A 10,975-nucleotide genomic window follows, 5' to 3' on the forward strand; every position below is an offset into this window, starting at 1 on the left:
GATTTGATATGATACAAATAAAAACACCAGAAATATATGTAAGTGAACCAAATGCAATCAAGTCACTTGGCTTATTTGTTAAAAAATATGGAAAGAGAGCATTGATTGTCTGGTCCACGACAGCCAAGAAGGTGACTGAGGATGCAATTATAGAAAGCTTGGGTATTCAGAAGATTTTTTATCAGGAGTATCTGTTTAGCGGTTATCCGACGCTTGAAACCGCCTATGATATTGCGAGAGAAGCAAAAGAGAGTGAAATAGAAATCATCATTGCAGTCGGAGGAGGAAGAGTGCTGGACACCTCAAAGGCAGCAGGGGATATCGCCAAGATACCTGTCGCTTCCGTTCCAACGATTGCCGCGACCTGTGCCGCATGGGCAGCTCTTTCGGTCATCTATACCGCGGAAGGAAACTTTGACCATTTCAGACATAATGAGCATTCACCGCAAGTGGTCGTAGCCGATACCGTGATTCTTGCAGGAGCACCGGAGAGATATTTAAAGGCGGGAATTGTGGATACACTTGCCAAATGGTATGAAACCTCAGTCGGTTACGAGGCTTTAAAAAGCGATTTTTCCTATATCAATTCTGTAAACGGAGCACTTCTGGCATATGATTTTCTGGAAGAACATGCAGCGGCTGTCGTTGACAATGCAAGAAGAAATATCATCGATGATAATACGGTGAAAACCATCGATACCATTATCTTTCTGGCGGGGAATGTAGGAAGCTATGTGGGGGAAAAGGCATATTCAGGATTTGCACATCCATTTTATCATTCCTCTCGCATTGTACCGGAGACAAGAGATACCCTGCACGGTGAAATTGTTGCTTTTGGCTTGCTTGTACAGGCGGTGCTGGAGAAAAAGAGTGAGGAAGAGCTCTACTCGATTATCGAGAAGTTTAGTGAGCTTGATGTGGCATTTACTTTGGAGGAAATCGGAATAGCAGAGAAGGCAGAGGAAAAGCTTCAAACTATCGAAGAGCGGATTTATAATGCATTTCCGGGACTTATCCTATTGGAGAACAATAGGGGAGATGGGACAATTATCAATGCGGCATACAAGGCAGATGAGTATGTAAAAAGATTTCGAAGGGAGCAAAATTATGGCGACAGTGAAGGAAAGAGAAGGGCTTAACGAAATCGCCCCGTATCAGGCAGCCAAGTCTTTGGAGGCATTAAAACGAGAGTTGAACCTCACAGAAATTATAAAATTGGCGGGAAACGAAAACCGGATAGGCTGCTCTGTGAAGGTGCTGGACGCAATTTTAGCGGAGGAGAAGGAATTTTCCTTTTATCCGGACACCAATTGCACGCTTTTGAAGGAAAAATTAGGTTCCTTACATAAGGTAGACCCATCTAACCTGATAATTGGAAACGGCTCTTTTGAACTGATTGCTCTTTTGGCTCATGCTTATTTAGGAGAAGACGAGGAGGCAATCATACCCGAGCCTTCCTTTGGCTGGTATAAAAATGTGACGTTGCAGATGAATGCAAAGCCTGTTTTAGTTCCTCTAGAAGACTTTGCCATTGACACAAATGCCGTATTAAAGGCGATTACACCAAAGACAAAACTGATTTGGATTTGCAATCCGAATAATCCGACCGGAACGGTATTGAAGGAAGAAGAGCTTAGAGCGTTTATCCGTCAGGTTCCGGATCATATACTGATAGCTGTCGATGAGGCTTATATCGATTTTGTTGAGGAGGAGTATTTTGATACCGTATCTCTAATTCGACAGCATAAAAATGTAATTCTTCTTCGAACCTTTTCAAAGCTTTATGGGCTTGCCTCCTTTCGGGTTGGCTATGGTATCGCAGAGGAGACGATAATCGAAAATCTGAACAAAATAAGAAGTCCGATTAATGTAAGCCTTACGGCGCAAAAGGCAGCCGCAGCGAGTTTGGAGGATGAAGCATTTGCAAAGCTTGTGCTAAACAATAACAAAAAGAGTCTGGAGCTGTATTATAAGGAGCTGAATGCTTTGAAGCTAAAGTTTGTCAGGTCAAATGGAAACTTTATATTGATTGAGACAAAGATAGACGGAAAAGTAGTGGAAGATATTTTTCTGCAAAACCAAATCCTGATTCGTAATGCCGCAGAATTTGGCCTGGATGGCTGGATAAGAGTATCCATCGGAACATTTGAGGAAAACAAAAGAGTAATCAGGGTGCTAAAGGAGATTGTTAACAAAAATAAATAAAAAGAGGAGTTGTATCAAATTATGAAAAAATTATGGAAAAAAGTTGTAGCGAGCTTGGTAATAGGAGTACTTACGGTAGGTGCCGCAGGCTGCGCAAAAGGAGAGACCGCATCGTCAGGAAGTACGGAGGTTGTGACAGAAGATAATGTTTTGTCAGAGCAGGTAGACAGCACAAAAGAAGAGAATAACACGGATGCTACAACAGAGGCAAATGAAACAATTCATCTGCGCTTTGGGGCAACGGGCTGGAAGCTCTATGAGTCGCTGCTGCAGGCGGCAGGGCTTGATGACTTTGAAGGATATGAGGTGGAATACTTTGTATTTCAGGGAGGAAATCTTTGCCTGGAGGCACTTGCAGCCGATCAGATTGATTTTACAACAACGAGTGAAATTCCTCCGATTGCGGCATCTAAGTCAGCAGGAGGGGGTAATTTTAAAATAGTTTTAATCGGAAGCAGCAGTCCGCAAAATCAGGAGGTTGTGGCGCTTGAGACCTCAGGTATTAAGACGATTGCAGATTTAAAAGGAAAAAAGGTTGGATATATCAAGAATACAACCGCTCATTATTTCTTAAATGAAATGCTTAAAAAAGAGGGGCTTTCATGGAACGATATTGAACCAGTTGAAATTACAACCGCCGACGGTGTGACTGCATTAATCGGAGGAGAGATTGCTGCGTTTGCAAGCTATGGCAATTCCATCAATGCGGCAAAAGCAAATGGAGCGATAACGATTGAAACAGCGGTTAACATTTTATCCGGAAACTTCCCGCTTGAAATATCGGAAACGGCATTGCAGGATGAGGCAAAAACGGAGGCAATCGCTGATTATTTTGCAAGGGTTCAAAAGGCATATGAATGGGCAGGAAATAATCTGGAGGAATGGGCAAAAATTCAGGCAGAACCGACCGGTAATACCGAGGAGGAGTCGCTTGATTTGTTACAGAGAACCTATAATGACAGGGGATACTACTATAATCTGATCGGAATTGATGACAATGTAATTGCCTCCGAACAAAGTGTTGCAGATGCGCTCTATGAGCTGAAGGTATTAGATGACAAGACAGATGTTTCTACCTTCTATGACACTTCCTTCTATGAAAAATATCAAAAGGCACTTGAAAACCTGAACTAGAAGGGAGGAAAAAATGGCTTGGAAAAAGACTGAGAAATTAATGAAGTGGTTTCTTCCATGGCTGGTGCCGATGTTGATACTGCTTGTATGGTATTACACGACTCTTCCGGGAAAGAACAATACCCTCTTTCCGTCACCGGATAAGGTTATCAGCAGGACAATCGAAATGACGAAGAGCGGGCAGCTCTGGCAATATATTTCAATCAGTGCTCTTCGCGCCGGAAAAGGGTTGCTGCTTGGCGGCTTCATAGGTCTTGTGCTCGCCTTTTTTACTGGCTTGAATAAAAATCTTGATTTGACCTTTAACACAACAATACAAATGCTTCGCACAATACCGGTGCTTGCGGCAATCTCGCTTATGATTATCTGGTTTGGAATCGGGGAACAGGTTAAGGTTTATATCGTTGCTTTTGGGGTGTTTTTTCCAATCTACATCAACACTTATCATGGAATCAAAACGGTGGATAGGGGACTTTTGGAGATGGGAAGAGTATACGGATTGAGCAGATTTAAAATCTTTTGGGAAATTATTTTGCCTGGTGCTCTGCCCTCTATCCTAGTTGGAGTAAAGCTGTCGCTTGGCACGATGTGGCTTTTACTCATTGCCTCGGAGCAGATTGCGACAGATGCAGGAATCGGCTATATGGCGATGTCAGCCAGAGAGCTTCTACAGATGGATAAAATTGTTCTGGCAATCCTCTTGTATGCTATATTGGGGAAGCTTTCAGATGTGATTGCGACCTTTTTGGAACGGGTATTAATCCGATGGAGGGAGGCATAAAAGATGGAAAATGAACAGAATGGATATGAGATACAAATAGAAAATCTTGAAAAAAAATTTGGCAGCCTAAATGTTTTGGAGGAACTGAATTTAAATATTCAGGCAGGCGAATTTGTGGCAATCGTAGGAAAGAGCGGCTGCGGAAAAAGCACGCTGCTTCGGTTGATTGAAGGCTTGGATACACCTACTGTGGGGCAGATAAGTGTAAATGGGGTTAAAAAATCAGGGGTAGACAGCAATATCCGCTTTGTTTTTCAGGAGCCGCGCCTTCTTCCATGGAAAAAGGTATATCAAAATGTGCGCCTTGGTGCCATCAATCATGATGAGAGCATTGCGCTGCAGGCATTAGAAAGTGTGGGACTATATGAAAAGAGGAATGTTTATCCGCATCTGCTGAGTGGAGGGCAGAGGCAGAGAGTTTCTCTTGCAAGGGCATTGGCGGGCAGACCGAAGGTTCTTTTGCTCGATGAGCCTCTTGGGGCGCTGGATGCGCTCACAAGGCTAGATATGCAGGAATTGATTGAAAATCTCTGGAAGGAGCTTGGATTTACCGCTATTATTGTCACGCATGATGTGAGTGAGGCGGTAAAGTTGGCTGACCGGGTTATTGTGATTGAGGAGAACAAGGTCAAACTGGATATTAAAATCCAGCTTCCAAGACCAAGAATAACAGGAAATGACAGCAGCTATTATGAAAAGATTATTTTATCACATATTATGAAGCAGCAGGAGGCAGCAAAGGATTATACAATCTAATCTGTGATAGGAGACAAATAAGAAAGAAGGAATTTTATGAAAAAAATAGGAAAACAGCTTATAGCAGCAGTACTAATTACAGCATTGGCGGCGACTTTCACAGGTTGTGGAAGAAAAGAGGCACTTGCGAATGCGGATGTGGAGAAGATAATTGTAGGAACCGGAAATGCCTACGAGCCTTACTGCTATTTGGATGACAGCGGAAATTTGGCAGGCTATGAATATGAGGTGCTAAAGGTAGTGGATGAACTGCTTCCTCAGTATGAGTTTGAATTTCAAACTTCCGATTTTGCCAATGTACTTATCTCGTTAGATGCGGGAAAAATCGATATTGCGGCTCATCAATATGAATATAATGAGGAGCGCGATGAAAAATATCTGTTTGGAGAAGAGGCATATACTACTTATGTAACCTATCTTGTGGTAGCGGGAGATAGGACGGATATTACCTCCCTTGATGATTTGCAAGGGTTGAAGGTAAAAAGCTCATCCGGCTCAAATGCAAGCTATATTCTTGAAAATTATAATCAGGAGCATGCCGACAATCCGATTCAGATTGACTATGTAAATAACTCGACCGATGAGGAGACGGTAACCGGAATTTTAAACGGTGTCTGGGACGCAACCATCGCGACAAAGCGAGATGTAGAGAAGTTAAACAAAGGATACGGGGACGGAGCAGATGTTTTAAAGACAGTCGGCGAGGCGGTGCAGTCCTCCTCTACCTATTTTCTGTTCGACAAAGAAAACACGACACTGAAAGAAGCTGTTGACGGTGCAGTGAAGGAGCTTAGAGAAAACGGCAGACTTGCAGAAATTTCAACACAGGTAATCGGCGGAGATTATACGGAAAGTGAGTAGACGGTATGGATAGACTGTTTGACTGGGGAAGATTTTTAGATAACATCCCCAAAATCGCTCCGTATTTATCCATAACACTGTCCATTGTAGTATTTGGCACGCTGTTTGGAGTTATTCTGGGAATTGGCATTGTGCTAATCAACATGAAAAAGCTTCCCGTGCTGTATCCGATTTCCAAGGTGTACGTCTCTTTTATGAGAGGTACACCAATGCTGGTACAGCTTATGATTGTTTATTATGGCATTCCGGCATGGATTGATCCGATTTTTGGGACGAATATCAACCGGGAGTGGAGTGCAGTCACATTTGCTTATATCACATTTATTTTAAATCAGGGAGCCTTTCTCTCCGCTATTTTTTATGGTGCGATTACAGCAGTTCCATATGGACAGACAGAAGCGGGATTAAGCGTTGGTCTTACCGGATTTCAGACTTTTCGTCGGATAGTTGTGCCGCAGATGATAAGAACAGCTCTGCCTCCTTTTGGTTCAGATTTGGTTGGTCTGTTTCAGAATTCCTCACTTGTATTTTTGGTTGGTGTCACAGATATTATGGGGAGGGCAAAGACAATCGGGAGTGCCACAAAGCATGTATTGGAAGCCTATGTGTTTGTTGTTATCGTGTATATCAGCATCAGTCTGCTGATCAGACTTAGCTTTTACTGGCTGAATAAGAAGCTTTCCTATGGAAGAGGAGGTGTGGCGGGTGAATTTTAATATCGCTCATTTCAATGAGAGCCTTATCTATGGAATAAAATATCTGCCAAATACCTTGAAGCTGGTTTTCATTCCGCTGGTTATGGGGCTTATTTTGGGAACTGCAGTGGCGCTCGTCAGAGCTTATAAGGTGCCGGTTTTTGCTAAGCTTTTAGCAGGGGTGGTGACCATTTATCAAGGAGTTCCCATTGTAGTAGCCCTTATGATATATAATCTGCTCTTTATGCTGAAATTCAATGATTTGGCAAAGCTGCTGCATATACAGTCAAGTGTTGCGGATGTGGATAATATATGGGTCGGCATTTTTGCACTGACGCTTATGGCAGTCTGTTCCATGTCGGAGGCAATCAGAGGAGCTCTTTTATCAATCGACCATGGGCAGAATGAGGCAGGCTATTCGGTGGGACTTACCAAGGTGCAAACGATACGGCGCATTATTATCCCGCAAATGATTCCTGTTGTGATTCCTACTTTGATTAACAATGTGGTTGGCTTGATAAAGGCTTCTTCGGTCGTAATGGCAATCGGAATTACGGAGCTTGTTGCCGGAGCGACCATTCCAAGTTCCAGAACCTATTCCTTCTATGAAGGCTATGTGGCAGCGGCAGTCCTATATTGGGGACTTACGATTATAATTGAAAATCTGGCAGGTATATTGAGAAAGCATACAGGAAAATTTAGGGGGAATGCATATGATTGAGGTGAAAAATGTAAAAAAGGCGTTTGGAAAGCTGCAGGTCTTAAAGGATGTCTCGGTGAAGGTGGAGGACGGTGAGGTAGTCGTTATTCTCGGACCGAGCGGCTCCGGAAAGACAACGCTTCTTCGCTGCATCAACTTTCTTGAAAATGCGGATAGCGGCAGCCTCACAATCGGAGATACCTCGGTAAACTTTAAAAAGGCATCCAAGCAGCAGATTTTAGATATAAGGAGAAAAACAGCATTTGTTTTTCAAAATTACAATCTCTTTGCCAATAAAACGGCACTTGAAAATGTGATGGAAGGGCTTGTAACGGCAAGGAGGATTCCAAAGGAAACCGCAAGAGAGAAGGCGAAAGAAGCACTTGACTGGGTTGGTCTGTCTGATAAATACGACCATTACCCTTGCCAGCTTTCAGGTGGGCAGCAGCAGCGAGTTGGCATTGCAAGAGCGTTTGTACTGAATCCTGAGGTGATTTTGTTTGATGAGCCGACATCTGCACTTGACCCGGAATTAGTCGGTGAGACGCTTGATATTATCAAAAGAGTGGCGGGAAAGGGCATCACGATGATTGTCGTGACACATGAGATGTCGTTTGCACAGGACGTGGCAGACAAAGTGATTTTTATGGATGAGGGCTATGTCGTAGAGGAGGGGAAACCGGAAGAAATTTTTTCCAGACCAAAGGAGGAGAGAACGAAGCAATTTTTATCGAGAATTATCTCGATTGAGCCTAGTTATGTCATATAGAAACGTATTAGGAGCTGCTGTGTGCAGTTTCCTTTAAAGTGATTTCAAACATGAAAGAGGAGTCCGTTGTTAATCCTTTCGGAAAGTAACAGACTCCTCTTTTTAATATATTTTGTAACGGTTTAGGACGTCACAGTTGATATATTTCTACATCAACGCCTCATACAATTTATCCATCGGTCTCGGAATAACAACGCTGTGAATCATCAACTCACTGACAGACTCGGCAGCCTTCAATGCCTCTGTCACGGCACTGACATCGCCGCTCATTGTTACAAATCCCTTGCCGCCGACTGCAAAGCCGGTACGGATTTCAATCAGGTTGATGGCTGCTGCTTTTGCTGCGGCATCGGCGGCTAAAATTGCGGAGGCAACGGAATAAAATTCGATGACCCCGACTGCTCCTTCGGTAGGAACCTGTGAGGTGCCGCTGAGTGCAGGCATAAGCTGGTCGCTTATGTTGGCAATTAATAATTTATCTACAAGAAATTGTGCGGCAGTTTCCTCGCCGACCTTCATGGCTGCATCGACGCTTCCCGTGTCACCGCCGATAATAACCATATATTTTCCAGGACAGATAGTGGAAGAACGAAGAAGTTCAACGTCTGCCGCCTTTATCATGGAATCACATGTTTCAATACCCTTTGCTATGCTGGATAGCTCTATCATACCAACTGAATTTGCCATTTTTTATTCCTCCATTAGTTAAGACTTATTCTGATGCCGGCAGGTGTCACACTGCTTACCGTACCGTTTACGCTTGCATGTATATTTGCGGATAGTCCCGTTTCATCGGCACTTCCGATTAGTTCACCCTCGTATACTTTGTCGCCGGCTGCCTTTGTCGCAACAGCAGGTTTGCCGATATGCTGCGCAAGAGGAATAAATACTTCTTTTGGAGTTAAGCTAAGACAGACATGCGCATGCAGGCCGTTATATTTTCCCAGATTTAATCTGGCGATTAAACGGTCGGTCGGAACCTTGCTGACCTCAACAGAAGACCTTGCTACCGGATTCATGTTTTTTTCTACCATGATACCTTTTTCACGGAACTTGCCCTTCATGTACTGGTTTACTCTTCGAGGAGATAAGCTCATCGGACAGGAAAACAGTTCACAAAGTCCGCAGTCACAGCAATTTACTGCATCTCCGTAGCATTTTTCAAATTCCTCGTCGGAGGTGATGGTGCTTTCTCTCCAGACATTTCTCATAACAAGATGCGGCTTAATCCGGTGTCCAATCTGAAATCTTGGACATAGGTCCGTACACATGCGGCACTGGATACAGGCACTTCTTGTCTGGTGCTTAATTCGATCAATTGTCACCTTTGTACGTTCAATTAAGTAATGGTCCTTTGGCAAAACAATGATATTACCGGTTGTCTTTGTCACATATTGCTCATCGATTAGAGCATTATCAGAGACAACACGTCCCATCATCGGACCGCCGAGAATAATAGCATAATCAGAAATGACAGGGTTTGCTGCCTGAATACATTCCCGTATCGGTGTTCCAATCGGAACCTCGAGCATAATCGGTTCTTTTACTTCACCCACGACAGAGAGATATTTGTTTGTCACTTTTTTCTGACGCTCCACAGCCTCGTAAATATTGATGACGGTTCCGACATTATCAACAACAGCGCCGACCTCAATCGGGATACCACGTTCCGGAATACTTTTTCCGGTTACCTGCTGAACGATAATCTGCTCATCACCTGCCGGATAGAAGGTTCTCATCTCAAAAATTTCGATGTCGGCATTATTTTTTTCAATGGCATCTTTGAGTGCAGCTATCTCAGCTTTATATTTTCCTTTTAAAGCAATGACAGATTTTTTTGCCTCCAAATGCTTTGAAACATACAAAATACCCTTGACGAGTTCATCCGCAAAGGTTCTGCACAAAAATTTATCTGTTTCGATCAAAGGCTCACATTCAGCGGCGTTTACAATGAAATATTCTGCCTTTGTATTCAGCTTAATATGTGTAGGGAATCCGGCACCACCTGCGCCGACAATACCTGCATCCTTAATTATCTCAATCAAATTCATAGTGATCTCCATTTCTCCTGTGCTATTTTCTTTGAAAATACAACTAAAACCAAATGAAACAATGAAAAACTTACAAGAAAAGATGTTGCTTCTTCTGTTATTTAAGTATACGTTATCGTAAAATGAGCCATTTGTCAAGACTTTCACACATTTTATTAGTAGAAAAAACATTGCCTTTCTAAAAAACATATGATAGCATTATTATAGGAAATAAAAAGAAAATTCTTACCTATTTAATATAGAAAGTTTACGAATTTACGCGTAGGAGGAAACAAATGGATTTACATCGCAGCATGCAAATAACAAGCGAAGATATTTACGAAGATATGTGCAAAAAAATAGAGAAGCTCGAATATATGCCGGGACAAGGAATCAGTGAAAACGAGCTCTGCAAGCAATACAATGTTTCCAGACATATGGTTCGAGGGGCTTTGACCAGATTAAAACAGAGAAGGCTTATCGATGTTTACCCGCAAAAAGGAACTTTTGTCAGTTTGATTGACATGGATTATATTTCCGATATCCTCTATTTAAGAGAAGCCATCGAGCAGGAGGCACTTCAAAGAGTGGTACAGCTGGAGGACGTCTCGGATTTATGTGAAAGACTTGAGGCAAATATAGCACTGCAAAAGGAATGTTCCTGTGAGGGCGGCTACAGTGACGACTTTTATCAGCTCGATACGGAATTCCATGGCTTTATTTTACAGGAGATAAAGCGTGCAAATGTCAACAACTTAATTGAAGAGCCATACATTCATATTCGCCGCTGGAGAAATTTTGAAATCCGTTCTGCGGATAGAATGTACCAACTTATCAACGAGCATGAGAGCATTGTGGACGCAATTAAGGCGAAGGATGCAGTACAGGCGAGGGCTGCCATGCACACACATCTGGATACCGTCAAGCGTTACGGGGAGAGCTTCAAGGAGATAGAAAAATATTATTTCTTTTAATCGGAAAAGGACAAAAATGCCAATACCCATACCAAAGGTTCTTCTTTACAAAGGGAAGAAAGTTTGGTAT

Annotated in this window: 12 protein-coding genes; 10 read left to right on the forward strand and 2 right to left on the reverse strand. The window is 42.8% G+C overall.

Annotated features, from left to right (window positions below):
• Positions 1-8: 8 nt before the first annotated feature.
• Genes CTY48_RS00770 through CTY48_RS00810 form a run of 9 tightly spaced genes read left to right on the forward strand, consistent with a single transcriptional unit; the run spans position 9 to position 7,901 of the window.
• The gene (locus tag CTY48_RS00770) at positions 9-1,139 is read left to right on the forward strand and encodes an iron-containing alcohol dehydrogenase family protein (protein ID WP_099466610.1); all 1,131 of its coding nucleotides are present in this window, start codon (positions 9-11) and stop codon (positions 1,137-1,139) included.
• Entirely contained in the window at positions 1,108-2,205 is a 1,098-nt protein-coding gene (gene hisC, locus CTY48_RS00775) for a histidinol-phosphate transaminase (RefSeq protein WP_099466611.1), read from the forward strand. The genes CTY48_RS00770 and hisC overlap by 32 nt, the downstream gene beginning before the upstream one ends.
• Positions 2,206-2,226: 21 nt before the next feature.
• The gene (locus tag CTY48_RS00780; protein ID WP_099466612.1) at positions 2,227-3,339 is read left to right on the forward strand and encodes an ABC transporter substrate-binding protein; all 1,113 of its coding nucleotides are present in this window, start codon (positions 2,227-2,229) and stop codon (positions 3,337-3,339) included.
• A gap of 13 nt (positions 3,340-3,352) precedes the next feature.
• Positions 3,353-4,120, forward strand: a complete 768-nt coding sequence (locus tag CTY48_RS00785; protein WP_099466613.1) for an ABC transporter permease subunit — start codon at positions 3,353-3,355, stop codon at positions 4,118-4,120.
• Positions 4,121-4,123: 3 nt separating this feature from the next.
• A complete protein-coding gene (locus CTY48_RS00790) occupies positions 4,124-4,876 on the forward strand; it encodes an ABC transporter ATP-binding protein (protein WP_099466614.1) in 753 nt (250 codons plus the stop codon).
• Positions 4,877-4,912: 36 nt separating this feature from the next.
• Complete coding sequence (locus CTY48_RS00795; protein WP_099466615.1) at positions 4,913-5,737, forward strand: transporter substrate-binding domain-containing protein; 825 nt, start codon at positions 4,913-4,915, stop codon at positions 5,735-5,737.
• Between the two features lie 5 nt (positions 5,738-5,742).
• Positions 5,743-6,453: an amino acid ABC transporter permease gene (locus CTY48_RS00800; RefSeq protein ID WP_099466616.1), complete on the forward strand. Its 711-nt coding sequence runs from the start codon at positions 5,743-5,745 to the stop codon at positions 6,451-6,453.
• The gene (locus CTY48_RS00805) at positions 6,443-7,153 is read left to right on the forward strand and encodes an amino acid ABC transporter permease (protein ID WP_099466617.1); all 711 of its coding nucleotides are present in this window, start codon (positions 6,443-6,445) and stop codon (positions 7,151-7,153) included. Before CTY48_RS00800 ends, CTY48_RS00805 begins: the two co-directional genes overlap by 11 nt.
• A complete protein-coding gene (locus tag CTY48_RS00810; RefSeq protein WP_099466618.1) occupies positions 7,146-7,901 on the forward strand; it encodes an amino acid ABC transporter ATP-binding protein in 756 nt (251 codons plus the stop codon). The genes CTY48_RS00805 and CTY48_RS00810 overlap by 8 nt, the downstream gene beginning before the upstream one ends.
• 147 nt (positions 7,902-8,048) lie before the next feature.
• Here CTY48_RS00810 and CTY48_RS00815 read toward each other — a convergent pair whose 3' ends face one another.
• Positions 8,049-8,588 (reverse strand): BMC domain-containing protein, encoded by a 540-nt coding sequence (locus tag CTY48_RS00815; protein ID WP_099466619.1) that lies wholly within the window; start codon positions 8,586-8,588, stop codon positions 8,049-8,051.
• A gap of 14 nt (positions 8,589-8,602) precedes the next feature.
• Complete coding sequence (locus CTY48_RS00820; protein ID WP_099466620.1) at positions 8,603-9,952, reverse strand: 4Fe-4S dicluster domain-containing protein; 1,350 nt, start codon at positions 9,950-9,952, stop codon at positions 8,603-8,605.
• 275 nt (positions 9,953-10,227) lie between these two features.
• On the opposite strand from CTY48_RS00820, the gene CTY48_RS00825 reads away from it, so the two are divergent.
• On the forward strand, positions 10,228-10,905 hold the full coding sequence (locus tag CTY48_RS00825) for a GntR family transcriptional regulator (RefSeq protein ID WP_099466621.1): 678 nt from the start codon (positions 10,228-10,230) through the stop codon (positions 10,903-10,905).
• Positions 10,906-10,975: the final 70 nt, after the last annotated feature.

It is taken from the genome of Konateibacter massiliensis, assembly GCF_900184995.1.
Lineage (GTDB): Bacteria > Bacillota > Clostridia > Lachnospirales > Lachnospiraceae > Lachnotalea > Lachnotalea massiliensis.